The organism is Amycolatopsis palatopharyngis (genome assembly GCF_003385185.1).
Classification (GTDB): Bacteria; Actinomycetota; Actinomycetes; order Mycobacteriales; family Pseudonocardiaceae; genus Amycolatopsis; species Amycolatopsis palatopharyngis.
This window is the reverse complement of sequence record NZ_PQHZ01000022.1, coordinates 78,954-105,083: the sequence shown is the minus strand read 5'-3', so window position 1 is coordinate 105,083 and position 26,130 is coordinate 78,954. Positions and strand designations below refer to the sequence as shown.

Genomic DNA, 26,130 nt, shown 5'->3' with positions numbered 1-26,130 from the left:
CACATTGGGGACGTCTAAGTTCCCGAATGCCACATTGGGGAACTTCGGAAGGGCGGGAGGGCCGCACAGGGGGGCGTGGGGGCTCCCGACACCGAGCGGGCAATAAGGGGACCCCGCGCACCCGTCAGAGCCTGCTTATCCTTGCTGCCTTCCGGCCCTGGGGAGGTTCACAGGGTGGACGCCGCGCGGGGTCCACAGACCAGTGTACTCACGCCGCGCCGCGCCCTCGGGCGGGGGACGCGAGCGCTGCCGTGCAAGGAAGTAGGCGCCGTCGGCGTCACCGGTGCACGGTGGCCGCACTGCCCGCGTAGTTCTCCCGCAGCACGCGCTTGAGCAGCTTTCCCGTGGCATTACGTGGCAAGACGTCGGTGAACTCCACCCGGCGCGGGCATTTGAAGTGGGCCAGGCTCTCCCTGGTGAAGTCGATCAGTTCGTCCGCGCTGACTCCTTCGGCCGCGGGAACGACCACGGCGAGCACGGTCTCGCCCCACTTCTCGTCGCGAACGCCCACGACGGCGACGTCCGTCACCCCGGGATGGCGGTGCAGCACCTGCTCGACCTCGATCGGATACACGTTCTCGCCGCCCGAAATGATCATGTCCTTCTTCCGGTCGACCAGCCGGACGAAGCCGTCCGCATCGGCCACCCCGAGATCACCGGAGTGAAACCAACCGCCGCGCATGGCCTCGGCGGTCTCCGCCGGTTTTCCCCAGTAGCCGGCGAACACCGTCGGCCCGCGCAGCACGAGTTCACCGACCGCGCCTGTTGCCACGTCGTGGTCGTCGGCGTCGACGAGGCGGGCGTCCACGTGCATGAACGGCCGTCCGACCGAGCCGGCGTGGGAGACGACGAACCGGCTGTCCAGGTAGAGCGCCGCCGGGGAGAGTTCGGTCATCCCGAAGCCTTCCATGAACGTCCAGCCGAGGCCGGTGAAGTACTCGATCACCGGCAGCGGGCAGGGCGCGCCGCCGCAGAGCGCCCACCGGAGGGCGGAGAGGTCGAACCGCGCGATGTCCGGCACCTTGGTCAGCGCCGCCCACATCGCGGGGACCATGAACTGGGTCGTGACCCGCTCCTCGGCCATCAGGCGCAGTGTCTGCTCCGGATCGAAGTTCCGCTGCACCACCACCGTGCCGCCCGCGTAGAGCACCGGGAGCGCGGAGAGGCCGAGCGCGCCGATGTGGAACAGCGGGGCTACGGCGAGCGTCGTGTCGTCGCCGGAGATGCCCCTACCCGCCGTGATCAGGTTGACGGCGTTCCACAGCATGTTGTCGTGCGTGAGCATCGCGCCCTTGGGCCTGCCGGTGGTCCCGGAGGTGTACATGATCACGCACACGTCGTCCCCACGGACGGCGGCCGGTGGCCTGCTGCCCGGATTTCCCGTGATCAGTTCGTCGAGCCCGGCCCCGTCGCCGATCGCCAGTGTGTGCGCGACCCGGTGCCCAGCCTGACCAAGTGCCGCCTCGGCGGTCTCTCGGTAAGTCGCGGACACGGCCAGCGCCAGCGCGCCGGAGTCCTCGAGCACATAGGCGATCTCCGGCGCGGCCAGTCGCGTGTTGACCGGCACGGTGATCGCGCCCAGCCTCGCCGTGGCGAACAGGAGCTCGAGGTACTCCGCCGAGTTGTCGGCCAGCAGCGCTACCCGATCGCCCTGCCGGACACCGAGAGCGTGCAATCCTTCCGCGGCGGCGGCAACCCTGTGTTCCAGCTCGGCATAGCTCGCACGCCGCCCGGTGGCCACGTCCACCAATGCCGTTGCCGAGGGGACGCGCGCGGCTCTGCGCGTGATCCAGTCACCGATGCCGGCGTTCGTCATTGACCGCTCCTCCCGGATAACCATTAGACCGTACGGTCGGTCAGTCAGGGTCACAAGGTTCTCCCCGGCCGAGATTACGGGGCGGCTGTGTTCCTTGTCACTCGCAGTCGCGGTGCCAGCTAGGCCGGAAGGTCGAACTGGCCGGCTTTCACCGCCTCGAGAAACGCGTTCCACTCGCCGGCGTCGAATACGAACACCGGGCTCTCCGCGAGCTTGGTGTCTCGCACTCCCACCCGGCCGGAGCCGAGGTTGACCTCCACGCAATTGCCACCGTTGGGCTCACTGGCGAACGACTTCTGCCAGGTCGATGCGTCGAAGAGGTTCACCGCCACCAGCGGGTCATAATCGGCCTGACCTTCGTAATCGGCCATGACGGTACCTCCGTGCCAAGTCGCGGACCCGTAGCGAGGTCGCCAATGCGCTCTCGCTTGCCGTGCCCCAAAGTTTCGTACCTGCCCACGCCGTGCCGCCGTCCGAGCGACATTGCAGCGAGTTACTCGACAGCGTGATTAATCAGCGAGTAGGATTATTACTAGCGGGTACACGGGCTTCTGCGCAAATCGTGCGGAAGTGACGAAGCGCACCCGTGCAGGCGCAAGACTGGGGAGGACGAGAAATGGCATACCGCTGGCCACCTGGCACTACGCACAGTGGCGCGAACGGCACTCGCAGTACAGCACTGATCGAAGTGAGCAGGTGATCCGGATGGCCGTGCGACTGGAGGTCTGCGCACCCGCACCCACCGAGTCACTCCTTGAGAGCGACCCCGCCGAGGACACAAGCGGCGGACGGGTTGTCCGCAAGCAACGCGGGCGCCTGGGATTCAGCCTCGTCCGGACGCCACTCGGGCACCCAGGTGACACCGGGATCGACGAGGTCGAAATCGCCGAAGAACGACGTGCAGCCGCGATGCGTACGCAGGCAGACCGGCGTACTCGACCGCTTGTACTGCTCGACGACCAGTTCCAGCTGGGACTGCTGTTCCGCGGGAACCCCGTCGTCAGAGGCGTGTGACAGTACGAGATAGGAACCGGAAGGCAGCAGGTCCCGGTAACGCGCGACGGCGTTGCCGGCCTGCTCGTCATCTGGCACGAAGTGCAGCACCGCGACCATCAGCAGGCCGACCGGCCGGTCCGGGTCGAGCAGTCCGGTGTCAACGGCCCTCGACCAGGTACGCCGCACATCGAGCAGATCACCACGCAGCACCGCATGCCGTTCCGGATCCCCGTAGGAGTCCAGCAGCATCTCCGAGTGCGCCACGGCGACGGGCTCGTTGTCGACATAGACACAACGAGTCCGCGGGTCCAGCTTCTCCGCGACCTCGTGGACGTTGCCCACGGTCGGCACCCCGGAGCCGATGTCGAGGAACTGTGTGATGCCCTGCCGGACGCAGTGACGCACCGCTCTGCCGAGAAAGTCCCGGTTCGTGCGGGCCATGGTCCTGGCCATCGGCACCTTCGCGATCGCCAGCTCACCGAACTGCCGGTCGATGGCCCAGTTCGCGGTCCCGCCGAGCAGGTAGTCGTACACCCGCGCGGCATTGGGCCGCTCCAGATCGATGTCCTTGGGCACGAACTTCGGATCGGTCCACTCCCCCACGCGACAACCCCCTGTAGATGTGGCGAAACCCACCAGAGATTACTGCAGTGCCGGCAGAATTCAGATACTCATCTGTGAGCGGTACAGCTCGGCCAGCTCTTTGAGGAACTGCCGCGTGTCATGGCGTTCCAGTGCCGCACCACGTAGCCGATCCCAGGAGTCGACGAAGATCTGGAAGTCCTTGACGTCGTCAAGGTAGAGCCCGCCCGCCGAATGCTCAATATAGGCGAAATCCCTGGTGCGATCGGGAAAACGCATGATCGTGAAGTCGTTCGGGACAGACGCGAGCCGGGCGTCGAAGGGCAGGATGTGGATGTAGACCCGATCGCGCTTGTCCAGTTCCAGCAGATGCTCCATCTGGTCGAGCATCACCGCGGGTGCGTGCCCGCCCGGTGCCCGGCGCAGGGCCGATTCGCTCATGATGAACCGGTAGTACGGCGGTTGCTGCTGGTCGAAAACGGCCTTGCGATCGAGTCGGTTACGTACCAGCGAGGTCACGTCGGTGGCGCCGAACTCGGTGAACTGTTTGAGCATGTAGTGCTCGGACTGCAGCGGCCCCGGAATTCGCTCTCCGTGCCAGGTCATGACCTCCGCTGCCGCGGGCTCGAGATCGGTGAAGGTGCGGAACCAGTGCGGCACTACCGATCGGTAACCGGACCAATGTCCCCGTTGCCCCGCAGCGGCCCTGGCCAGGCCCATCAGCGTGTCGGCCTCGTCACCGTCGATCCCGAAGGCATCGAGCATCGCCCTGACGTCGCCCAGTTTGACACCGACGGCCCCGGATTCGATCTTGTTGACCTTGCCCTGGGTGCAGCCGAGAACCTCCGCGACCTGCTGCTGGGTCATCCCGGAGGCATTGCGCGCATGCCGCAGCTCATTGCCTAGCTGCTTGCGGCGAGAGGTCACCGTGCTGGCCATCAGAGGCCGCCCACCAGTGCCACGACACCCCACTCCCGGCAACACGGATTATTACGAAAGCTCGACAGTACCGCCTCGCGCCCCGCAATTCGAGCCCAGGTTGCCACCAGTTTCCCCAGCGCGTCCACAGTGGACCATCTGTCCACTACGGTCAAGCCCCTCGCCGAAGGTCGCACCGCTCGGCGTGACGGCGATAGTGTGCAGTGAGGCGGGACCTGCACGCGAGGAGAAGGTGGCGCAACCAATGAGTGACAAGGCGAGTATCGGGGTGACCGGACTGGCGGTGATGGGTCGCAATCTGGCCCGGAACCTGGCCCGCCACGGACACACCGTGGCGCTGCACAACCGGTCGGAGCAACGCACCCGCGACCTGGTGGAGCAGTTCGGCTCCGAAGGCGATTTCGTCCCGACCTACTCCGCGCAGGAGTTCGTCGACGCACTGGCCCGTCCACGACAGATTGTGATCATGGTCAAGGCCGGGGCACCCACGGACGCGGTAATCGAGGAGTTCGCACCGCTGCTGGAACAGGGCGACGTCATCGTGGACGCGGGCAACGCGCACTTCGCCGACACCCGGCGCAGGGAAGCGGAACTGCGCGACCGCGGTCTGCACTTCGTCGGCACCGGGGTTTCCGGCGGCGAGGAGGGCGCGTTGCACGGGCCGAGCATCATGCCCGGCGGTTCGGTGGAGTCCTACAAATCGCTGGGCCCGTTGCTGGAGGACATCTCCGCGAAGGTCGACGGCACGCCGTGCTGTGCACACATCGGACCCGACGGCGCGGGACACTTCGTGAAGATGGTGCACAACGGCATCGAGTACGCCGACATGCAGCTGATCGCCGAGTCCTTCGACCTGCTGCGTGGCGCGCTGGGTTACGAACCGGCGCAGATCGCCGAGGTGTTCCGCACCTGGAACACCGGGCGGCTCGACTCCTACTTGATCGAGATCACCGAACAGGTTCTCGCGCACCCCGACGCGGCCACCGGCAAACCGTTTGTCGACATCGTCGCCGACGAGGCCGAGCAGAAGGGCACCGGTCGGTGGACCGTACAGATCGGACTCGACCTCGGCGTTCCGATCACCGGGATCGCGGAGGCGACCTTCGCCAGGTCGCTTTCCGGGCACACCGAGCTGCGGGCCGCGGCACGCGGACTGGCCGGCCCCACCCGGACCCCGCTGACCGGAGCCGAGGCCGAGCGGTTCGCCGACGACGTCGAGCAGGCGCTGTACGCGTCGAAGGTCGTGGCCTACGCGCAAGGCTTCAACATGATCCAGGCGGGCAGCGCGGAGTACGGCTGGAACATCGACCTCGGCGCGGTCGCGTCGATCTGGCGGGACGGCTGCATCATCAGGGCGAAGTTCCTCGATGACATCCGTAGCGCCTACGAGGCCGAACCGGAACTGCCGACTCTGCTGACCAGTGGCGAGTTCCGCAAGGCCGTGGAGAACGGTCAGGACGCCTGGCGCTCGGTGATCTCCACGGCCGTGCGCCTCGGCATCCCGACGCCCGGGTTCTCCACCGCGCTGGCCTACTACGACGCGCTCCGCGCGGACCGGCTGCCCGCGGCGCTCGTGCAAGGACAGCGCGACTTCTTCGGCGCCCACACCTACCGCCGGGTCGACCGCGAGGGCACCTTCCATACGTCCTGGGCAGCCGAAGGCCGCCCCGAGGAACAGGCGTAGACACCGCTGTGGCCACCTTGGGGGTGTCTCTCCCAAGGTGGCCACAGCTGGTACCAGGTCCGGCCGGTCAGGCGCCGGTGTGCTGACCGATCCAGGAGGAGTAGGCCGGGGCCGAGGTGTAGATGGACGGCCCGGTGGCGCAGGTCGAGTCACCATTGCCGCTGCGGCTGGTGACGCCGATCAGCTCCCACTTGCCGCCCGCCTCGACGATCTGCGGACCACCGGAGTCGCCGTAGCAGGCACCGGAGTCCCCACCGGGGTTGTCCGTGCAGAGTTCGACGCTTCCGTCGATGTCGCTGCACTCACCGGCGTCGAGCACCTGCGTGTCCAGCTGCTGCAACTGCACAGGAGCGCCACATCCGCCGCGCTCCGGGCATGTCTGCCCCCAGCCGATCAGCCGGGACTTCGTATCCGATTCGGTCGCCGATCCGATGGGCACCGTCGCGGCCCGCACCGGCGAGGCGAGCTTGACCAGCGCGATGTCCGCACCTGCGCTCTGCCCGTCGTAGTCCGGGTGCACGATGATCTCGGCGGCCTGCGCCTCCTCGCCGCCCTGGGTCCGGTCGTTGCTGCCGATCCGAGTCGTGACCGAGTCCGCCGAGGTGCCCTCGACGCAGTGTGCGGCGGTGAGCACCCAATCGGACTCGATCAGCGAGCCGCCGCAGAAGTGGTTGCCCCCGTTCTGCAGCGACACCATGAACGAGTACTCCTGGTCGGCATCCGATCCGCCGACGATGTACGGCATGACGTCAGCGCTCGCCGACCCGGCCCCGACGACGCCGGCGAGAACGCACGCAGCGCTCGTCACCAGCCCCACGGCCAGAGAACGTGCCTTCATGTCTGCCTTCCTTCCTGATCACTTCGCCCTCTCCCCGCGGAGGGACTAACGGAAGGTAAGCAAGATCGGTGAATCGGTAACACCCGCCGAAAGTTCCGAGTAACACTTCAGGGTGTTTTTGATTCCAGTTTGATCACCGAGAGTCGAAATGCCCGAATCGACTTACCCCCGAACGAGTCACATTCGAATCGCGTGCGCCGTAGGCCAACCATGGCTACGTTGATCAGCGGAGATGTCATCGGCCGGAACGGGGGGACGCATGTGGTGACACACGTGCGCTCCGGCATGCGCAGACTGCTACCGACCTGGCGGCAACCGGCGCAGGTCGTGGTGACCGCGTTCGCGCTGGCGATTCTCGCGGGAACCGCACTGCTGATGCTGCCGGTCTCCAGTGCGTCGGGCGACGTGACGGGAATCGTGCCCGCACTGTTCACCGCCACCTCGGCCGTCTGCGTCACCGGGTTGATCGTGGTGGACACGCCGCTCTACTGGTCGACTTTCGGCGAGGTGGTGATCCTCGGGCTGATCCAGATCGGCGGGCTCGGCATCATGACGCTCGCCTCGCTGCTCGGGATGCTGATCTCCCGGCGCATCGGACTGAGGATGCAGCTCAACGCCCAGACCGAGACCAAGACTCTCGGGCTCGGCGACGTCCGCCAAGTCGTCTCCGGAGTCGTCCGGGTGAGCCTGATCTTCGAGGTCGTCACCGCCGCGTTCCTCACCGTGCGGTTCGCCGTCGGCTACGGCGAAGACTGGGGACGCGCCGCTTACCACGGGGTCTTTCACGCCGTCTCGGCGTTCAACAACGCTGGCTTCGCGCTGTTCAGCGACAGCCTGATGCGCTACACCACCGACGCCTGGATCTGCCTGCCGATCGCGGTGGCGGTGATCGCCGGTGGGCTCGGCTTCCCGGTGTGGTTCGAACTCTGGCGCCACCGCAGGCGTCGCGGCAGCCGCTGGTCCCTGCACGCGAAGATCACGTTGCTGGTGACCGGCGCCCTGCTGGTCATCGGCACCTTCGCGGTCACGATCGCGGAGTGGAACAACCCGGAGACACTCGGTCCGCTGGGAGTGCCGGGAAAGCTGCTGGCCGGGTTCTTCCATGGCGTCATGCCCCGCACCGCGGGTTTCAACAGTCTCGACGTGGCGCAGATGGAGTCCGGCACACTGCTGGTGACCGACATCCTGATGTTCATCGGTGGCGGCAGCGCCGGTACCGCGGGCGGCATCAAGGTCACCACCTTCGCCCTGCTCGCCTTCGTCATCCTCGCCGAGATCCGCGGCGAGCCCTCGGTGCACGTGATGGGCCGCAAGCTGACCCCGAGTACGCAACGGCAGGCGTTGACCGTCGCACTGCTGAGCGTCGGCGCGGTGATGAGCGGAACCCTGATCCTGCTGACCCTGACGCAGTTCCGGATCGAGCAGGTGCTGTTCGAGACCATCTCGGCGTTCGCCACCGTGGGCCTGTCCACCGGTATCACCGCCGACATCCCGCCCGCGGGTCACCTCGTGCTCGTCATGCTGATGTTCATCGGCAGGCTCGGGCCGATCACCCTTGCCTCGGCGCTGGCACTGAAGAATCGTTCCCGACGTTACGAACTACCCGAGGAGAGGCCGATCGTTGGCTAACAAGAACCGCACGGACCGCATCGTCGTGATCGGCCTCGGCCGGTTCGGCGGCTCGCTGGCCATCGAACTGGTCAAGGGTGGCTGCGAGGTACTCGGCCTCGACAATCGCCCCCAGCTCGTTCAGCGTTTCGCCGACCAGCTCACCCACGCCGCCGTCGCCGACACGACCGACGACGAGGCACTGACCCAGCTCGGCGTGCGCGAGTTCCAGCGCGCCGTCGTGGGCATCGGCACCGACATCGAGGCGAGCATCCTCACCACGTCGCTGCTCGATGACTACGGGATCCCGAACATCTGGGCGAAAGCGGTGAACCGCCAGCACGCGCGCATTCTCCAGCGGGTCGGCGCACATCATGTCGTACTGCCCGAGTACGACATGGGCGAGCGAGTCGCGCACCTGGTCACCGGGCGCATGCTGGACTACATCGAGTTCGAGGACGGCTACACGATCGTCAAGACGATCGCTCCGGAGGAGGCGATCGGCAAGCCGCTGTCGGAGAGCGGCTTGCGGGTCAAGTACGGCGTCACCGTGGTGGGTGTCAAACGTCCCGGCGGGGATTTCACCCACGCCGAGCCGCCGACCGTGATCAACCGGTCGGACATTCTGGTGGTGGCGGGAAAGCGCAAGAACGTGGAGTCCTTCGCCGACCGCACCTAGCGGCCGGCGAGCGGATCGCTCAGTCGCTCCCCAGCTGTTCGGCGAGGTCGGCGAGATCCTTGGCGTGCAGGTCGAATCGATCCGAGGACGCAGGGGGGTCCCCGACGGGCCGGCCGATGTAGGCGGTGCGCAGGCCGAGGTTCCGCGCCGCGCGCAGATCCCACGCGTGGGCGGCGACCATCAGCAACCGCTGCGGCGGAACCCCGGCCACGGCGACAGCGAGCGCATACACGGACGGGTCCGGCTTGTAGCTCAGCGCGTCCTCGGCGGAGAGCACCTGATGCCAGCGCAGACCCGCATGGGCGTTGAGTCCCAGCAGCGCCGACCGGCTGGCGTTGGAGAGCCCGATCAGCGGAAACCGTTCCGCGAGGCGGGAAAGACCAGACACGGTGTCGGGCCAGGCAGGCAGACGCCGGCCCGACCTGGCAAGCGCGTCGACCGCGGCCGGATCACCGACTCCGGCGGCATCGGCGACGAGTTGGGCGGCTTCGCGGTCGAGACCGTCGCTGGCGATGTAGGGCCTGCCGCCCTCGAGGATATGCCGCTGTTCGCTGTCGATGTGGCGTTGCCACAGCCGCAACAGCTCCTCGACGGCGAGGTCGTCGAGCGAAGGGGCGAGGTCGGCGATACCCGCGCGGATCCCAGCGGGTTCGTCGACGAGCGTGCCGAGCACGTCGAACACGAGGGCGTCGATCTCGGGGAGCGGCATGAGCGGGTCCTCTCGGGCGCGCAGGGTGTCAGGTCGACACCCACACCGCCGAAGTAAGGGTTAAAGTTGCTGTTAGCTACAACGCTAGCGAGAGGCAGGTAAGGGATGCAAGTGGTGTTAGACGATTACGTCTGGGCGGCGGGCATCGCGACCGATCTGATCAACACCACCGCCGAGGTCTGGCAGGGCGACGACCACCTTCCCGACCTCGCCGCCCTGGTGGCGTTCGCCGATCTTCACGACCACCACGAGCGGGACGAACAGGGGCGGCGCGGGCTGTCCGAACTCGCCCGGCGGGCCAGGCCCGCCGACCTGCGGGCGGTCCGCGACCTACGGGCGACCGTGCGCGACCTGATCGATCGCCCCGAGCACGGCCATCTCGTGGCCGGCGCGAGCGCACTGACCTCCGCCATTGGCGGCGCCACCCTCGTTCCCGAATCCGCGCAGGAGCACCGCGCTCACTGGGCAGTGTCGCTGCGCCCGGAGGCTACCGTCTTCGACGCCCTCTCCCTGATCTGTGGCGTAGGCATTCTCGGCGTCGTACACACCCTCGGTGCGGGTCGATTCCGCTCGTGCGGCGCACCGACCTGCCGAGGCGCGTTCATCGACACCACCCGGCCCGGGAGGCGCCGCTACTGCATGCCGGGCCTGTGCGGGAACCGGATCAACGTCGCCAATCACCGCGCCCGGCAAGCCGCCGTGCGCGGGCCGGACAGCGCCACAGAGTGACCGACGGCTCCGGCTAGGACTTGTCGTCCTTGTTCGGCATCCCGGTCGGGAGGTTGTCCGGCGGCTCCACCCGCAGTGCCTTGGCCACGGGAACATCGGTCGAGGAGTGCAGCACGATCGAGATGGCGATCGTGACCGCGACGAGGTCAAATACCACCTCGTTGCCGGGGATTCCGGACTGCAGCACCAGCAGTCCGTACACCACCGAGGCGAAGCCCTTTGGCCCGAACCAGGCCGCGGTGAGTCGTTCCGCTCTGGACAGCAACGGTGTTCGCGTCAGCGAGAGCAGCATCGCCGCCGGCCGCACCAGCACGATGGCGATTACCGCGAAGGCCCACTCGCCGACACCGAGGTGCGAAAGCCGGTCCGGGGTGATCAGTGCGCCGAACACGAGCAGTGCCGCGAACTTCGTCACCTCGGAGAGCAGGTCCCCGAGCGGTTCAAAGTGCTCGGCCGCGACCTTGTCCATTGTGGCCAGCGTGGAACCGGCGGCGAAGGCGGCGAGGTACGGGTTCGCGTGAGTGAGATGACAGGCGGCATAGAGCATCACCGCGATGGCGAGCGGGCCGAGCGCCTGTAGTCGCGGTTCTGCCGTGAAGACATCCAGCTTCCAGGCCAGGATCACCAGTGCAGGGATCACCACGCCGAGGACGAGACCCAGCGCAAGTTCACCCGCGATCACCGCCGGGTGCGTCGGTTCGTGCGCGACCGTCGCCAGGAAGATCAGCACGAACGGCAACGCGAGACCGTCGTTGAGTCCGGACTCGACATTGAGCAGCCTGCGCAGGCGGATGGGAACGTCCTTGCGTCCCACGATGGCCGCGGCGAAGACCGGGTCCGTCGGCGACAGCACCGCCCCGATCAGCAATGCCGTCGGCCAGTCCAGGCCGGCGAGAAAATGGGCGGGCACCGCGATTCCGAGCATGGTCAACGGCATCGCCAGGCCGAGCGCGCGACCGGAGAGCCGCCAGTTCTCGCGCAGTGCCCGGACATTCGCACGCTGGCCGTCGGTGAAGAGGACGGTGAACAGTGCGATATCGGCCAGCGAACTGACCAGTGGGTCCTGCGTGCCGATCTCGACGAGCCCCAGCCCGCCCTGACCGATGAGCGCACCGGCCAGGAGGAACAGCAACGCGGTGGAGAGGATGGTCCGTGCCGCGACGCCGGACAGCGACACACTGATCAGCAGCACGATCCCGAACGCCAGCACCAACTCCACCAGCAACCCCCGCATGCGTCGCCGAACACCTACCGGCTGCACAACGTACCGCCCCCCAAGCCCACCCGCCCACCACACAGAGTTGGGGTGTCTGCAAGTACGCCCAAGCAAGATCAAAAGCTACGTCAACTGCTACCAACCGCGTTGCTCGACGGGAGTTGCGGCGCCCAGGTTGGGGGGCAGTTAGCGACGAAGTGGATCTTGCTTGGTGGTACTTGCAGACACCCCAAACTGGGTGTGGGCGGGTGAGGGGTGTGGGTTACTTCTGGTGGGGGGCGGTGTAGGCCGCCGCGTCGGGCGCCTCGAAGAGTTGCTTGACGTACTTCATGCCGCCCTCGGCAGAGGCGTCCGGCTGTGCCACGTACACCTGCCGGGTGGCGGGTGCACCTTCCTGGGAGAAGTCCAGCGGAGCGACCAGGTCACCGGTCTCGGCGGAGGTGGTCTGCTTGAGAGCGGCGGCGATGCCCTCCCTGGTCAGGTCCTTGTTCTCACAGGCCTTGTTCAGCACCGTGCCCCAAACCTCGGCCACCGCGTAGCCGTAGGGCACACCCGCGTTCGGCGGCTCGGAGTAGGTCGCCTTGTACTTCTTCGCCACCTCCTGTGCCTTCGGGATGTCCGCCGAGAACGGCACGCTGCTCGCCACGACATAGAGCTTGTCCAGCGCTCCGGCCGCCGGGCTCTTGTGCAGCACGGGGTCGAACGTCGGGTTGTTGCCGAGTACCGGCACGTTCAGCCCGAGCGCCTTGTTCGCCGCCAGCGCCGATCCCGTCTGCGTCGGCGACGTCGTCAGCAGGATCGCCTTGACGCCGTCACCCTTGAGCCCGGTGATGATGTTCGTCAGGTCGTTGTCGGTGGAGGTGATCTTCACCTCGCGCAGGTCCAGGTTGTGCTGCTTCGCGTAGTGCTTCGAGCCGCGCAGCCCGTTCGCGCCGTATTCACCGTCGATGTAGATGTGCCCGACCGTGTCGCCGTCGGCGATCATCCCCTGTTCCTGAAGATAGGAGAGACCATCGATCATCTCGACGTCGTAGGTGGTGCCGACGATCATCACGTAGGGGTTGTCCAGCAACTCCGACGACCACGACGCGGGTGCCGCCACCGCCTCGTCGTCGGCCAGGTTCTGCTTGAGCGCTGCCACCACCGGCGAACCGAGCAACTGCACGAATCCGAGCACCTTCGGCTCGATCTGCGGGTAGAGCGTCTTTGCCGTGTCGGCCTTGTAACCGTGGTCGACCTGTTCCAGCGCCACCTGCCGGCCGCAGACGCCACCCGCGGCGTTGACGTCCTTCACCCAAAGCTCGTTGCCCTGCGTGATCCCGAGCCCGAGGTTCTTGAACACGCCCGTCTTGTCGGTCATCACGCCGAGCGTGATCGTCGAGTCGGTGACCCCGGCGCCGGTCTTGACCCCGGATTCGTCTGTCCCCCCGCCACCGGAGTCTCCACCCTTGGTGCCACAGGCTGTCAGTACGAGTGCGGCGGCACACACCACGGCGAGTGATCGCTTCATGCTTGTCCTCTCTTTCATGGCTTACTGAGACGGCCCGTGATCCTGCGGCCGATCGCCGCGAGTCCGCCGGGTTCGAACAACACGACGAGGATGATCGCCGCGCCGTAGACGAAGGAGCTGACCAGAATCGGAGTGATGGCGCCGTCGCCGGTGCCGGTGAACCAACCGAGGTCGGCCGAATAGAGCGAGAGCACTTGCGGGAGTCCGTTCACCAGCAATGCGCCAACCAGCGCACCCGGCACCGAGCCGAGACCGCCGATGATCACCATTGCCAGGAACGCGATCGACACGTTGATGCCGTAGGTGCCGAACTCGCTCTCGTCGGGTTTGAGGATGTCGAACCAGAGCACGGTCATCACCCCGGCCAGACCCGCGTACGCCGAAGACACCGCGAACGCGCCCGCTTTGGCCCTGGTCACACTCACACCCATGACCGCGGCCGCGGCCTCGTTGTCCCGCACCGCGCGCCAGGAACGACCAACTCGGCTCCGGAGTGCGCCCTGCGCCAGCACGAAGGCGATCGCGGTGAGTGCGAGGAAGAGGTACCAGGTGCGTTCCGCGGCGCGAATCGGCACACCGGCGATTTCGAACTCGGGGCCGCCACTCGAGAACGGGAAGCCGAACAGCTCGAAGGTGGCCGGGGTGCGCCCGGTGGAGGTTCCACCGGTCAGCGAGGACGCCGCCTGTCCGATGTAGAGCCCGAGGAAGACGAGCGCCAGCGAGGCGACACCGAGATAGATTCCCCGCAGCCTGCCTGCCACCGGCGCGAAAGCGACACCGAGCAGCGTGCTGATCGCGACCGCGCCGACGAGCGAAAGCCCGGGATCCAGACCGAAACCGACCAGTTCCGGGTCGTCAGTTGGTCCCGAAAGGACAGTGTAGGACGTCGCCCCGGCGAGCAAGAAGAAGGCGTGCGCGAGCGACAGCTGTCCTGCCTGGCCGATGAGCATCGTCAGCCCGATCGCACCGACCCCGCCGATCATCATGTACTGGCCCGCCTTGAGCCAGGCCGTCTCCAGGTAGAGCGGCATCGCCAGCAGCACGACCAGCAACGCCAGCCAGAGCACAATTCGCACCAACCGCAGCGGATCCTTGCGCCGCAACAGGTCGGTGACGGCCGGTGGAGCGACCGGAGGCAGACTTTTCACCGCTGTCTCAGACACGTGTGGTCTCCCTCGTTCCGAACAGTCCGGAGGGCCGGACGACGAGCACCACCAGCATCACCAGGAAGACCGCACTCTTGGAGAAGTCGAAGGAGATGTACTCGGCCGAGAGCGCCTCCACCAGCCCGACGACGAGACCACCGACCACGGCTCCCACCGTCGAGTCCAGCCCGCCGAGGATCGCCGCGGGGAACGCCGCAAGCGCTATGGAGTGCGTGCCTCTGGACAGGCCCGCACCGGAGAAGTCCTGGGTGGCGATGAACAGCACCGCGACCCCGGCGAGCAACCCCGCCACCAGCCAGGCGGTCGCGGTCACCCTGGAGGACCTGATGCCCATCAACGCCGCGGCCTCCCGGTTCTCCGCCTGCGCCCGCATGGCGACCCCCCAGTTGGAGAACCGGAAGGCCAGATAGAAGGCCGTGATCAGCACGGTAGCGACCAGCAGCGCCACGAGGTGGGTGCGGAAAAGGGTGATCTCGCCGATCTGGAAGGGCTTCGCGTCCCACGCGTCCCCGATGAACGGCAGGCTCACACCGAGCCGTCGGACGATCTCCTCGGTGATGATCACGTCGACACCGATGGTGAGCAGCGCGAGACTGTTGTGATCGGCGAGTTTCGACCGCGACAGCAGCAGGCGCTCGACCGCCAGTGCCAGCAGACCCGCGCTGATCACCCCGACCACGGCCGCACCGGCCCAGCCCAGCGCATCCCTGGTGGCCACGACGATGTAGCCGCCGAAGAGCACAAGTGAGCCGTGCGCGAAGTTGATCACTTCGGTGGCCTTGAAGATCATTACGAACCCGAGGGCCAGTAGCGCGAAAACCGCACCCTTGCCCAGACCGTTCATCACGAGTTGCAGAAAGGTGTTCACACGTTCTCCTCGGCTGCGTTCTCGGCTTCGGTGTCGTTCTCGGACCCCGTGCCCAGATAGGCCCTGATCACGTTCGGATCCGCCTGCACCTGCGCCGGTGGGCCGTCCGCGATGCACTGTCCGAAGTCGAGCACCGTGACCCGGTCGGCGATGCCCATCACGAGTCCCATGTCGTGCTCGACCAGCAGGATGGAGATCCCGAGTTCCTCCCGGATCTCGGTGATCGTCGCGGCGAGCTCCGCGGTCTCCACGGCATTCATCCCGGCGGCGGGCTCGTCCAGCAGCAACAGTGTCGGTTCCACAGCCAGCGCACGGGCGATGTCCACCCGCTTGGCCTCGCCGTAGGGCAGTGCCCCTACCGGAGTGTGCAGCACCCCGCCGATACCGAGGAAGTCGCAGATCTCCGCCGCCCGCACGGTATGCCTGCGTTCGGTGCGGGTGGTCCACGGCAAGCGCAGTCCGGCCGCGATGAAGCCGCCGCTGGTCAGCGCGTACCTGCCGAGCATCACGTTGTCGAGCACAGTGGACCCCGGGGACAAGGCCGTGTTCTGGAAGGCGCGACCGACCCCGCGCCCCGCCAGCTTGTGCGGCCGCAGGTGGGTGATCTCGTCATCGCCGAGATGAACCGAGCCCTCGCTGGCCCGGTAGACACCACTGATCACGTTGAAGCAACTGGACTTTCCCGCACCGTTCGGTCCGATCAGCGCGTGCAGTGAACCGGGTCGCACGGTGAACGAGACGTCGTCGAGCGCGCAGAGGCCGCCGAAACGCAAGGTCACGTGTTCCACCCGCAGCTCTGGCACGTCCGTCCGCTCGGGAACGTGGGTGGTCGCGGTCATCCGGCCCACCTCGACAATCCGCGCTTTCCAGCTCGGCTGCCTGCCGCCAGCACCTCGTCCTGCTGCGCGGCGGCCTGCGACTCGGCGTGTCCACCGAGGTACAGCCGCTGAACGTCCTCGCTGGCGGCCAGCTCGTGCGCCGGTCCGGCCAACGCGACGGTGCCGACCTCGAGCACGACGGCGTGGTCGGCCACCCGCAAGGCCATGACCGCGTTCTGCTCGACCAGCACCACCGCGGTCCCCTGTGCGTGGATTTCCCTGATGATGGCGCCGATGCGCTCCACCACCTTGGGCGCGAGTCCCAGCGACGGCTCGTCCAGCAGGAGCAGCCGGGGACTGGACATGAGCGCCCTGCCGATCGCGAGCATCTGCTGCTCACCGCCAGAGAGCAGCCCGGCACGCTGGCGGCCCCGCTCGGCCAGCACCGGGAACAGCTCGTGCACCCGGCGTCTTGCCTTGGTCCGCTGCTCGGCGGATCGGGCGCCGATACCGCCCGCACGCAGGTTCTCCTCGACGCTCATCCGGGCGAAGATCTGCCTGCCCTCGGGCACACCGACCACTCCAAGGTGGACGATCTCCGCCGGATCCAGCCGGTCGATCCGCTTGTCGTCGTACCGGATCTCCCCACCGGCCACCGTTCCCCGGTGCATACGGAGAGTGCCCGAAACGGCACGCAACAGAGTGGACTTGCCCGCACCGTTGCTGCCGAGCACCGCGAGCACGCCGTCGGCGGATACGTCCAGGTCGACTCCATGCAGCGCCGCGACCGACCGGCCATAACGCACCCGGAGATCTCGCACGCTCAACACAGTGTGTCCCAGTTCCGGGCGACATCGCGAAAGCAGCCCAACGCAGCCTCCTCCGGTCGTGTGACTGTCGTCACTGGCTGTGGCAGTGGCGGCAATCCTGAGCTGCCCGCCGCGAAACGGACACCCCCAATTGGAGAGGTAAGCGCGATGGTTAGGTGGACGTGACACCAGAATCAGTCTGGGTAGACACGTTGCACACCGAACGTGGCAGAGCAGCCCGGCACCTGCTCGCCACCCGGAACAGCGGGGCGCTCAGCAAGCTGGTCCGCCTCGGCTGTCAGTGGAGTTTCGCGAGTTACAGCAGCCCTGCCTCGCTGGCCTTTCCGATCGCCTCCACCCGATTGCGGGCACCGAGTTTGTGCAGGGCCGACTGCAGATACGTCTTCACGGTATTGCGGGTGAGCCCGGTCGCCTCGGCGATCTCCGGATTCGTCCTGCCCTGCGCGGCGAGCCGGATCACCTCGTACTCACGCCGGGTCAGGCCACTGCGGGCGAGCGCGTCGGAACGCTGTCCCGCATCGGGCAGGATGCGCGGGTCGACCACCCGTTCGCCGCGTAACACCCGGCGCAGACCGGAGATCAGGTCGGTGCCGGCGACGTCTTTGAGCAGGCAGCCGTTCGCCCCGGCCTCCAGCGCCGCGATGACCCCCTGGTGATCTCCGTGGGCGGTGAAAACGACGATTCGAGCCGGTGCGTACACGTGCCGGAGCCCGGCGATCACCTCCGGCGCGAGCATGTCCGGCAGCCGCAGATCGAGCAGCACGAGGTCGGGCAGCAGCTCGCCGATCCGCGTGATCGCCGCACGACCGGATTCCGCGGATCCGACCACCGTGAACGTCGGGTCCGACCGCAGCAACAGGGTGACCCCGTCCCGGACGACCGGATGGTCGTCGACCACCATCACCGTGGCCGTCATCGGCGTGGCAGTGGTAGCCAGGCGCGCAGGGTGCAACCGCCGTCGTCGTCGCGCACCAGGCTCACGTGGCCACCCAGCCGCGCGGCCCGTTCGGCCAGTGAACGCACTCCCATGCCCGTACCTTCTCCCGCCTCGGCCTGCTCGCCGGTGCCGTCATCGGCCACCACGACCTGGACCCCGTCGTCACACGGTCCCATGCTCACGACAACGGAAACCGCGGACGCGTGTTTCTCCACGTTCAGCAGGCCCTCCCGGGCGACGGCTACCAGCATCGCGGTGCGTTCGGCGTCCATCGGCGGAACCGAGGCCAGTTGCACGAAGCGGGCGGGAACGCCACAGCGAGCCTCGAACGACCGCGCGTGTTCGGCGAGTTCCACCGGCAACGCCCGTTCCGGGCTCGTCTCGGACAACGCGAGCAATGCCTCCCGCAGGGCACTGGACGCGGCGGACACGTCGGATTCCAGTCTGCGCAGACGTAGGTCGAGCATCGGATTGTCCTGAATGGACTGATGAAGGTCGCGAACCTGGACGCCGATGGAGAACAGCAGTGCGCCGACCGAGTCGTGCAATGCACTCTGCATTCGCTGGCGCTCCGCGGAAACCGCGTTGTCCCTTGTGTTCTCTGCCGCACTGGCGAGTCGCAGCGCGGTGGCCGCCCGATCGGCGATTGCCTCGAGATCGTGTACGGCCGCGTCACCGAACTCGCCGGACTCGCGCAGGGCCGCGTAGGCGATCGCGACGGTCTCCGGCTTCCCGCCCTGCCGGTCGAGGATCGGCACGGCCACCATCGCCGCGAGTCCCTCTCCCCTGACCTGTGCGTCGAACTGGTGAGTGATCGTCGGTGAGCTGACGTAGTCGCTGACCCTGGCCGGTTTGCCCAGCGCCAGTACCCTGCCGCCGACCCCCTGGCCGACGGGAACGCGCAGGTTCTGCAGGTTGCCGGTCCGGTTACCGCTCAGCCACCGGATCACCGCCTCCCCCGGCCCGTCCAGATCGGCCACGAAGCCGGAATGGGTGCCGAGGGTGTCGCGAATCAGTTGCGCCGTGCCTTGCAGTGCGACCACCCGGTCGAGCACCGCGAGCAGGTCGTCGCGCTCGCGAAGGAGACCGTCGAGCACTTCGCTCCGCTCGACGGCCCGCTCCATTGCGACGCGCTGCTCGGCAGCCACGCGCCAACCATCGCATACCGGTCACCGTTCGCGGTATCCCCGACTGGAGATATGCCGGTCAGTAACCGTGCCGACAGCAGTTCACAGCTCGCCAGGCCTGTCCGCTCATCTGCCTGCCTGCAACGCTGCCCAGGTGTTCGGCCCCACGATGCCGTCGACACCGAGTCCACGGGACGACTGGTACGTCCGTACCGCACTCGTGGTGTTCGGACCGAACTGGCCGTCGACGGCGAGCTTTGCCGAGGTCGCGGCGTTGAGCGCGCGCTGTAGCCGGGACACGGCGGTCCCGGAATCGCCGGAGTTCAGCATCGGGGTACTGCCCGCCGAGAGCAGCGCGGTCCACGTCCGCGCGTCCACGGTGCCTGCCGCCCGGAGCCCGACCTTGGTCTGGAACGCCTTCACAGCGGCCATTGTGGACTCGTCCATGATGCCGCTCGGCTGCTCGCCACCGGTGTCGTGGCCGTTGGCCCGCAGCAGGCACTGCGCAGCGGTGACCGCCGTGTTCTCGGCTCCCGCGCCGAGCGCGGGATAGCTGGCGAAGCTCAGGCGCGCGGTGGCACAAACAGTGGGCTCGGGTGGAGTACCCGCTTTGACATCGAGGTAATTGCGGTCGATGTTGATCCGCACGCCACCGTGAGTTTCGGTGACCTCACCGGCGTACTGCTTGATCCGCTGACCCTGCGCCCATTTCCCGGCGCCGAGGTACGGCCCGAAGTCGGTGTCGGCCTTACCGTTCCACCAGGCTCCCCAGAGGTGATCCGGCAATGTGTAGTTGGTGCTGCCGTGATGGTTGTTCATATCGTTGATGCCGGAGGCCCCGCTGGAGTAGAAGCCGGAGAGGTAGCCGTGCTGGTGTAGTCGTTCGGTCCAGCCGGAGGTGTGCGAGAGCACCGCGGCGCTACAGCTCCCACCTCGCGAGTATGCCTCGATGTCCAGGTAGATGGCGCTACCGCCGGGCAGTCCCAAGCGTTTCGCCGCTTCCACCGCGATGTTCGCCTGCTCGACCCCCTGCTGCTTCGCGGTGGCGGGGGTCGAGGAGAACCGGGACCGGTAGTCGGTGCAGGGTGCTTGCGGGCCGACGTGGATCGGCGTCAGCTTCCACCCCTTGGAGACCTGCCTGCTGACCCAGCTCGCGGTCAGGTTGCCCTGACCACAGGCCCTGCTGCTGCCGCTGGTGTAGACGCCGATCGCCCGGTAGGAGGATGACAGCCAGGCGTCCATCGCCGAACTCGACGGCGCGGCGCAGGCGTCGAACCCCTTGCCCTTGTACGTGCCAGGCTGGGCGGTGACCGCCGCCGCGTCGACGTCCCCGGCCGCCTGCGGAACTCGCATCGCGGAGGGGCGCGCGCCATCGGTGAGGACCGCGGATCTCAGCACCGCGACGACCCCGGCGGCGTCGGTTCCGTTGTGGACCGCCGTCGCGAGTACACCGGCGTCGTCGACGGCGAGTTCGAAGCTGCCGTCGCGCCAGCTGGGCCGGCCGGGATCCAGTTCCGCGTCTGGCGGCAGCGCACTGCCCGGTTCGGTCCGCACGGGCGCGCCCTCAGCGGCCGCGAGCGCGGAGGCGTCAAGCGGTTGCAGGAGCAGGCTCGCGGCCCTGCCGACCGTGGCTCCGGCGCAGCCGGACTGGTCGCCGGGGCGGCCGAGGTAGACCGTCGGGCTGTCGAACCGGACACAGGTTCCGGGGCTCGCTGCCAGGTCCACCACCGACCAGCCCGCGGGCAGCCGCACCGAGTACCCCCGATAGTCGACGGTGCGATCACCCTGGGGCTGCGCGGCGACGGCGGCCTCCGTACCCATCAGGAGGCCACTCGCCACAGCGGCGGCAGAAACGAGCGCCATGGAGTTCTTTCGCAGGGAACGAGACATGAATGTCCTCTCGAAGAATGCGATTCGCCTTCGCTGTCACAAAAACAAACGGAAATCGGAAGGTCGTGCACAATGCGGTCCACTGGGCTTCGGCCGGAGCCCGCCTGCCCGCATGGCAAGTGCGACACTAGCTCTACCGCAGCCGCCTCGACCATGTTCCGATGGCACCTTTTCACCGGAATTCACCGCCGATACTCCGAATCGCGCAGTAACCACAATTTCACCGAACTCGATTCGCGTGAATTTGGCGAATAGTTGGGTCCGTATGCCGAGCCGCAAAGTTAGTGATACGCAAAGTTCCACACACTTGCTACACTGCCGGGATCGGCAGGCGTGCGAGCAGGGAGGCGAACGTGGGCAGCTACTTCGTGACGGGCGGAACCGGGTTCCTCGGCCGCAGGCTGATCGGCAGGCTGCTGGATCGTCCGGGCTGCGAGGCGGTGTACGTCCTGGTGCGCGAACGATCGCGGCACCGGCTGTCCGAACTGACCGAGCAGTGGCCGAATTCCGAACTCGTCGTCCCGGTCGTCGGCGACCTCACCGCCGACGAACTCGGCGTCGACCCCGCGACGCTGCGGATTCCACTCGATCACGTCGTCCACCTCGGGGCCGTCTACGACCTGACCGCGGATCCGAAGGACAACGAGAACGCCAACGTCCTCGGCACCGCAAACGTCATCGCCTTCGCCAAGCGGGCAAGGGCGAGATGGCTGCATCACGTGTCCTCCATCGCCGTCGCGGGCGAGCACCACGGGCGGTTCACCGAACAGGACTTCGATCTCGGCCAGCGACTGCCGACCTCGTACCACGCGACGAAGTTCGCGGCCGAGAAGCTGGTGCGCGATCAGTCCGAGGTCGCCTACCGCGTGTACCGGCCAGCCGCGGTGGTCGGCGATTCCGTAACCGGCGAGATGGACAAAGTGGACGGTCCTTACTACTTCTTCCCCACCTTCGCGAAACTCGCCGGACTGCCGTCCCGCCTGCCGCTGGTCGCACCTCGCCTCGGCTCCAGCAACATCGTCCCTGTCGATTACGTGGTCGACGCGATGGAACATCTGATGCACACCGATGCGGATTCCGGTGCCACCTACCACCTCGCGTCCCCTCGGTCACAATCGCTGACCGAGGTGTACAACGTGTTCGCCGCCGCAGCAGGCGGCCCGAAGGTGGTGACGACACTGCCCTTCGACCTCTCGGCAGGGCTGCGCCGTTCAGGGCGTGCGCTCACCGGCACGGGCAGACAACCGCTGCGCCTGAAGGCGACCGCGGCGGTGATCAGCGAAATCGGCATTCCCGCGGAGGTGCTACCGGTACTCAGCACACCGGTGGAGTTCGACACCACCGCCACGCGCGACGCGCTGGCCGGTTCGGGGCTCCGGTGCCCGCCGCTGCGGGAGTACGCGGGTCAGCTCTACCGATACTGGGCCGACAACCTCGATGTGGACAGAGCACGGCGCGGACAGCCGATCCGCGGGAGGACCGCGTTGATCACCGGGGCATCGGCGGGCATCGGCAGGGCCGTGGCCGTCGCGGTCGCCCGGCAGGGCGCGACCGTGCTGCTGGTCGCACGGCGCGGCGAGGAACTCGAGTCCGTCCGCGCGGAGATCACGGCCACCGGCGGCACCGCCATGGCCTACCCCTGCGATCTCACGGACGCCGAAGCGGTCGACGCCGCGGTCAAGCGGATCCTCGCCGAGCACGGGCCGGTTGACCTGCTGGTCAACAACGCGGGCCGGTCCATTCGCCGGTCGGTCGCGATGTCCACCGATCGCATCCACGACTACGAGCGCACGATGGCCCTGAACTATTTCGCCCCACTGCGCCTGACGCTGGCATTGCTGCCCTCGATGATCGAGCAGCGCTTCGGCCACGTCGTCAATGTCACCACGCAGGGCCTGCAGAACCACACCCCTCGGTTCTCCGCATACCTCTCGTCGAAGGCCGCGCTGGACGAGTTCGGCAAGGTGGCGGGCAGGGACCTGCTCGCCGAAGGGATCACGTTCAGCTCTGTCCGGTTGCCATTGGTGCGGACCGCCATGAGCGCGCCGAGCGCGAAGGTCTACCGCAGGGTGCGCTCGCTGAGCGCGGAACAGGCCGCGGATCTGGTCGTGCGGGCCCTGCGAACCCGCCGCGAGGTGCTGAACCTGCCCGCGGGGACCGCTGCCGAACTGGCCGACCGGCTCGCCCCACGCACCATGCGCACCCTCACGCATCTGGCCGCCTACCAGGCCATGCCCGAGACCGCGCCGGACACACGGAGCAAGCAACGGCGGACACATCCGGTCGTCGCGGTCGCGGCCGCACTCACCCGGCTTGTGTGGAGACCCCGCTGACCGGCGAATTCGGAGCGAACCAGGGCCGGGAGAGGTAGGTTCGGCTGATGCCCGAACGAGCGAATCCGGTCAAGGACGGGCGCGCCGCGCGCTGGGAAGGCCAGCGGGAACGCAGGCGCGCGGAGTTCGTCGAAGCCGCGATCGCGGCTGTCGAGGAGCACGGTCCCGAAGTGCTCACGGAACAGATCGCGGCACACGCAGGCGTACCCCGGCCCCGGTTGTACCGGCATTTCGACGGCAAGGCCGATCTGCAGCAGGCGGTCTGCCGTCGCATACTCGAGCGCCTCACCGACGACCTCACGCCGATCTGGCACGGCGGCCGCTCGCCGGTCGAGTTGATCACCTCGGTGGTGGACACCATCGTTCACTGGCTCACCGAGCATTCCGCGCTGTATCGCTACCTCGCCAGACACTCCGCGGGCAGCCGCCCGGGTGGCACACAGGACCGGGCGGACGCCCTGACCGACTTCACCGGCACCTTGGCCGTACGGCTGAGCAAACTGTTGCGGACCGTGCTGGAACTGGCAGGCCGCGATGTACGCGGCACCGGACCGCTCGCCTTCGGTGTCGTCGCCTTCGCCGAGGCCGCGATCGGGCGATGGCTGGCCAAACCCGAGTGCCTCACGGCGGAGGAGTTCGGCGCCGCGCTCGTACGTGGAATCTGGACCCTGATCGCGGACTTCCTCGCCGAACGCGGGGTCGACGTGGATCCCGACGCTCCGCTGCCGCAGGGACTCGCGGCGAGCATGCTGGACCCCGCCGCGTCAGCCGAGTGACCACTCGGCCGCCAGCCTCTGCGCCGGTTCCCGCGTAACCATTTGCTGTGCACCGCCGATATGACGGACGCACAGAGGAGGAACCCATGGGCAGGGTGACCGCTGCCACAAACGGGCGGCAGCTGTGGCGTTATCTGCCACGCCTGCCACGGCTGGTGTTCTTCTGCACCGGCGTCTACTTCGCGTGCACCGCTATCTGGCTGGTGCTTTGGCTGCTGAACGCGCGAAACGGCGTACATCTCACGCTCGCCGGGATTTTCGCGACACTCGGACTCGCACACCTGACCGTCGAATGCCTGCGCGTACGCCGGAAGGACTTTCGGACAATTGGTCTGGACAAATCACGAGGCGCTCTCTAACGTTGCGAGCGGCGCGGTCGACAACCGTCCACTGTGGCCACCCGAGACGAAGGAGGCGCCTGTCGATGGCCGAGAGTGCCGGGAAGCGAGTCCGCGAACTACTCGATGAGGTGGACCTCGCACGAACCGGCCCCGTCACCGACGCCGCGGCGCTACTGCTCAGAACCATCCGCGGGGACGGCATCATCCACACCGCGGGAGCTGGCCACTCCCTCGCCATGGTGTGCGAGACGTTCTACCGTGCGGGTGGCCTCGCACCGGTGAGGCCGCTCTGGGAGACGCCGGTACTGCCGCTGGCGGGTGCGGTGCCGAGCACGAAGGCCGAACGAGAGCCCGGCCGCGGCGCGGCGATCCTGCATGCCGCCGCCCCGCAGCCGCATGACGTGGTGGTCGTGTTCTCCACAAGTGGGCGAAATCCGTACCCGGTCGAGATCGCCGCGGAGGCCGCCACGCTCGGAGTGCCGGTGATCGCGGTGACCTCGCTGGCCGCCTCGGCGCAGGCGAATGACCGCTCCGGCAGCCGGATCGCCGACCATGCCACCGTCGTGCTGGACACGGCCGTGCCACCAGGAGACGTCGTCTACCCCGCGCCGGCCGCCAGGACAGGCGCGGTCTCCACCGTCCTCGGCGCCTATCTGTGGACGCTGGTACTCGCCGAACTCGACGACCTCGCCACGGCCGAGGGGCTCGAGCTTCCGCTGTGGACGAGTTCGAACGTGCCCGGCGGCGACGAGCGCAACGCCGGACTGCTGGCGCGCTACGGGCCCCGGATACCGGAACTCGGTGTGCCCACCGACACCGCCTGATCTGGTTCCAACCGCTGCTCACACCCCGTATCCCCTGGTCCTCAAGGCATCCGGTAGCCTCTTCGGCGGAGGATTGGCCGAGCGGCCTAAGGCGCACGATTGGAAATCGTGTTGGGTGTAAAAGCCCTCACGGGTTCGAATCCCGTATCCTCCGCCATCGGCTGGCGGCGTATGTCCACGCACAACGCGGACATACGCCGCTCGCCTTGTTTCAGGGGTATGACTGGCAGCAACGGGCAGCACGGGAACACCCGCCCCGATCCAACCCTCACCGATGGTCACCCGATCGATGTTTCTCTACCCCACCTGCATCTGTCCGGAGTCGGCCGGTAACGCTAAGTTTGTAACGCCGACACCACACCTTTCAAGGAGCACGACCCATGCCCGGAGTGGAAGAGATCCGCGCGGGGATCGCCCTCGCGAACGAGAAGGCTTCCGCCAGCATCGCCGCCCTGCAGCAGGCCGCACAGTCCCTCGAGGAGGCACAGCAGTCGCTGGCCTCGGCCACCACGGGTAGCACCCAGGAGGAGGTGAACCAGGCTCACGGACTGCTGGCCGAGGCCCTTCAGGGGATCAACGGCACGCAGAGCACCATCCAGGCCTGTATCTCCTCGGCCGACTCGTACTCCGCCAGGCTTTAGAAATCGATGTCTCTGGACCAGCTGCACCAGCTGCTCGCCACGGTGCACGGCAGGCTCACCGACGCTCGCGCGCATACCGACCGGGCGCGTGAGCTGCTGGAGGATTCGCGCCGGGCACTGGTCGACGCCCAGGCACAGGCCCAGCCGTGGCTACCACCGCAGCTGGCACAGGCACTCGACCACATCGACACCTTCGACGATCGGCTGATCAGCGCCGATGACCTGCTGAACCGCTACGAAGCACGCCTTTAGCCGGCGTGGCCTTGGAGATGG

General features: G+C 67.4%; 25 protein-coding genes, 1 tRNA gene and 1 other RNA gene. 11 read left to right on the top strand and 16 right to left on the bottom strand.

Features of this window, described 5'->3' with window-relative positions:
* Positions 1 to 102 precede the first annotated feature (102 nt).
* The 5 genes from ffs to D0C15_RS18375 all read right to left on the bottom strand — a co-directional run bounded on the left by ffs (position 103) and on the right by D0C15_RS18375 (position 4,333).
* Positions 103 to 197, bottom strand: an RNA gene (gene ffs / locus D0C15_RS18395) — signal recognition particle sRNA small type.
* Between the two features lie 80 nt (positions 198 to 277).
* Positions 278 to 1,816 (bottom strand): acyl-CoA synthetase, encoded by a 1,539-nt coding sequence (locus D0C15_RS18390; RefSeq protein ID WP_116046968.1) that lies wholly within the window; start codon positions 1,814 to 1,816, stop codon positions 278 to 280.
* Between the two features lie 119 nt (positions 1,817 to 1,935).
* Positions 1,936 to 2,187: a DUF397 domain-containing protein gene (locus tag D0C15_RS18385; RefSeq protein ID WP_116046965.1), complete on the bottom strand. Its 252-nt coding sequence runs from the start codon at positions 2,185 to 2,187 to the stop codon at positions 1,936 to 1,938.
* A 376-nt stretch (positions 2,188 to 2,563) separates the two neighbouring features.
* A complete protein-coding gene (locus tag D0C15_RS18380) occupies positions 2,564 to 3,415 on the bottom strand; it encodes an SAM-dependent methyltransferase (RefSeq protein ID WP_116046963.1) in 852 nt (283 codons plus the stop codon).
* Between the two features lie 60 nt (positions 3,416 to 3,475).
* Positions 3,476 to 4,333, bottom strand: coding sequence for a helix-turn-helix domain-containing protein (locus D0C15_RS18375; protein WP_116046960.1), 858 nt, complete (start codon positions 4,331 to 4,333; stop codon positions 3,476 to 3,478).
* Positions 4,334 to 4,577: 244 nt separating this feature from the next.
* Between D0C15_RS18375 and gndA the strand changes: the two genes are divergently transcribed.
* The gene (gene gndA / locus D0C15_RS18370) at positions 4,578 to 6,017 is read left to right on the top strand and encodes an NADP-dependent phosphogluconate dehydrogenase (protein ID WP_116046958.1); all 1,440 of its coding nucleotides are present in this window, start codon (positions 4,578 to 4,580) and stop codon (positions 6,015 to 6,017) included.
* Positions 6,018 to 6,084: 67 nt separating this feature from the next.
* On the opposite strand, the gene D0C15_RS18365 is transcribed toward gndA, so the two are convergent.
* Positions 6,085 to 6,855 (bottom strand): S1 family peptidase, encoded by a 771-nt coding sequence (locus D0C15_RS18365; RefSeq protein WP_116046955.1) that lies wholly within the window; start codon positions 6,853 to 6,855, stop codon positions 6,085 to 6,087.
* A gap of 285 nt (positions 6,856 to 7,140) precedes the next feature.
* Here D0C15_RS18365 and D0C15_RS18360 point away from each other — a divergent pair, with 285 nt between their 5' ends.
* Both D0C15_RS18360 and D0C15_RS18355 read left to right on the top strand, forming a co-directional pair.
* Positions 7,141 to 8,484, top strand: a complete 1,344-nt coding sequence (locus D0C15_RS18360; protein ID WP_116047004.1) for a TrkH family potassium uptake protein — start codon at positions 7,141 to 7,143, stop codon at positions 8,482 to 8,484.
* Positions 8,477 to 9,142, top strand: coding sequence for a potassium channel family protein (locus D0C15_RS18355; protein ID WP_245975949.1), 666 nt, complete (start codon positions 8,477 to 8,479; stop codon positions 9,140 to 9,142). Before D0C15_RS18360 ends, D0C15_RS18355 begins: the two co-directional genes overlap by 8 nt.
* A gap of 19 nt (positions 9,143 to 9,161) precedes the next feature.
* On the opposite strand, the gene D0C15_RS18350 is transcribed toward D0C15_RS18355, so the two are convergent.
* Positions 9,162 to 9,851: a haloacid dehalogenase type II gene (locus D0C15_RS18350; RefSeq protein ID WP_116046953.1), complete on the bottom strand. Its 690-nt coding sequence runs from the start codon at positions 9,849 to 9,851 to the stop codon at positions 9,162 to 9,164.
* Positions 9,852 to 9,956: 105 nt separating this feature from the next.
* Here D0C15_RS18350 and D0C15_RS18345 point away from each other — a divergent pair, with 105 nt between their 5' ends.
* Positions 9,957 to 10,580, top strand: a complete 624-nt coding sequence (locus tag D0C15_RS18345) for a CGNR zinc finger domain-containing protein (RefSeq protein WP_245975947.1) — start codon at positions 9,957 to 9,959, stop codon at positions 10,578 to 10,580.
* A gap of 13 nt (positions 10,581 to 10,593) precedes the next feature.
* Here the strand turns inward: D0C15_RS18345 and D0C15_RS18340 are convergent, their stop codons facing one another.
* The 9 genes from D0C15_RS18340 to D0C15_RS18300 all read right to left on the bottom strand — a co-directional run bounded on the left by D0C15_RS18340 (position 10,594) and on the right by D0C15_RS18300 (position 20,942).
* Positions 10,594 to 11,814, bottom strand: a complete 1,221-nt coding sequence (locus D0C15_RS18340; RefSeq protein ID WP_245975940.1) for a cation:proton antiporter — start codon at positions 11,812 to 11,814, stop codon at positions 10,594 to 10,596.
* A 244-nt stretch (positions 11,815 to 12,058) separates the two neighbouring features.
* Positions 12,059 to 13,306: an ABC transporter substrate-binding protein gene (locus D0C15_RS18335; protein WP_116046948.1), complete on the bottom strand. Its 1,248-nt coding sequence runs from the start codon at positions 13,304 to 13,306 to the stop codon at positions 12,059 to 12,061.
* A gap of 14 nt (positions 13,307 to 13,320) precedes the next feature.
* Positions 13,321 to 14,469 carry a branched-chain amino acid ABC transporter permease gene (locus tag D0C15_RS18330; protein ID WP_425455403.1) on the bottom strand — a complete coding sequence of 383 codons (1,149 nt, stop codon included), beginning with the start codon at positions 14,467 to 14,469 and terminating at the stop codon, positions 13,321 to 13,323.
* Complete coding sequence (locus D0C15_RS18325) at positions 14,462 to 15,340, bottom strand: branched-chain amino acid ABC transporter permease (protein WP_116046946.1); 879 nt, start codon at positions 15,338 to 15,340, stop codon at positions 14,462 to 14,464. The genes D0C15_RS18330 and D0C15_RS18325 overlap by 8 nt, the downstream gene beginning before the upstream one ends.
* Positions 15,337 to 16,179 carry an ABC transporter ATP-binding protein gene (locus tag D0C15_RS18320; protein ID WP_116046944.1) on the bottom strand — a complete coding sequence of 281 codons (843 nt, stop codon included), beginning with the start codon at positions 16,177 to 16,179 and terminating at the stop codon, positions 15,337 to 15,339. Before D0C15_RS18320 ends, D0C15_RS18325 begins: the two co-directional genes overlap by 4 nt.
* Positions 16,176 to 16,988 (bottom strand): ABC transporter ATP-binding protein, encoded by an 813-nt coding sequence (locus tag D0C15_RS18315; protein ID WP_116046942.1) that lies wholly within the window; start codon positions 16,986 to 16,988, stop codon positions 16,176 to 16,178. Before D0C15_RS18315 ends, D0C15_RS18320 begins: the two co-directional genes overlap by 4 nt.
* Before the next feature lie 295 nt (positions 16,989 to 17,283).
* The gene (locus D0C15_RS18310) at positions 17,284 to 17,904 is read right to left on the bottom strand and encodes a response regulator (protein WP_116046940.1); all 621 of its coding nucleotides are present in this window, start codon (positions 17,902 to 17,904) and stop codon (positions 17,284 to 17,286) included.
* A complete protein-coding gene (locus D0C15_RS18305) occupies positions 17,901 to 19,049 on the bottom strand; it encodes a GAF domain-containing sensor histidine kinase (protein WP_116046996.1) in 1,149 nt (382 codons plus the stop codon). Before D0C15_RS18305 ends, D0C15_RS18310 begins: the two co-directional genes overlap by 4 nt.
* A 129-nt stretch (positions 19,050 to 19,178) precedes the next feature.
* Positions 19,179 to 20,942 carry a glycoside hydrolase domain-containing protein gene (locus D0C15_RS18300; protein WP_245975939.1) on the bottom strand — a complete coding sequence of 588 codons (1,764 nt, stop codon included), beginning with the start codon at positions 20,940 to 20,942 and terminating at the stop codon, positions 19,179 to 19,181.
* A 353-nt stretch (positions 20,943 to 21,295) separates the two neighbouring features.
* On the opposite strand from D0C15_RS18300, the gene D0C15_RS18295 reads away from it, so the two are divergent.
* The 7 genes from D0C15_RS18295 to D0C15_RS18265 all read left to right on the top strand — a co-directional run bounded on the left by D0C15_RS18295 (position 21,296) and on the right by D0C15_RS18265 (position 26,109).
* The gene (locus tag D0C15_RS18295; protein ID WP_116046938.1) at positions 21,296 to 23,275 is read left to right on the top strand and encodes an SDR family oxidoreductase; all 1,980 of its coding nucleotides are present in this window, start codon (positions 21,296 to 21,298) and stop codon (positions 23,273 to 23,275) included.
* A 47-nt stretch (positions 23,276 to 23,322) separates the two neighbouring features.
* Positions 23,323 to 24,051, top strand: coding sequence for a TetR/AcrR family transcriptional regulator (locus tag D0C15_RS18290; RefSeq protein WP_116046936.1), 729 nt, complete (start codon positions 23,323 to 23,325; stop codon positions 24,049 to 24,051).
* Positions 24,052 to 24,137: 86 nt separating this feature from the next.
* On the top strand, positions 24,138 to 24,410 hold the full coding sequence (locus D0C15_RS18285) for a hypothetical protein (RefSeq protein WP_116046934.1): 273 nt from the start codon (positions 24,138 to 24,140) through the stop codon (positions 24,408 to 24,410).
* A gap of 65 nt (positions 24,411 to 24,475) precedes the next feature.
* Positions 24,476 to 25,216 carry an SIS domain-containing protein gene (locus D0C15_RS18280; protein ID WP_116046932.1) on the top strand — a complete coding sequence of 247 codons (741 nt, stop codon included), beginning with the start codon at positions 24,476 to 24,478 and terminating at the stop codon, positions 25,214 to 25,216.
* 67 nt (positions 25,217 to 25,283) lie between these two features.
* A tRNA-Ser gene (locus tag D0C15_RS18275) sits at positions 25,284 to 25,373 on the top strand.
* A gap of 223 nt (positions 25,374 to 25,596) precedes the next feature.
* Entirely contained in the window at positions 25,597 to 25,857 is a 261-nt protein-coding gene (locus tag D0C15_RS18270; protein WP_116046930.1) for a hypothetical protein, read from the top strand.
* 6 nt (positions 25,858 to 25,863) lie between these two features.
* A complete protein-coding gene (locus tag D0C15_RS18265; RefSeq protein ID WP_116046927.1) occupies positions 25,864 to 26,109 on the top strand; it encodes a hypothetical protein in 246 nt (81 codons plus the stop codon).
* The last annotated feature ends 21 nt before the right edge of the window (positions 26,110 to 26,130 follow it).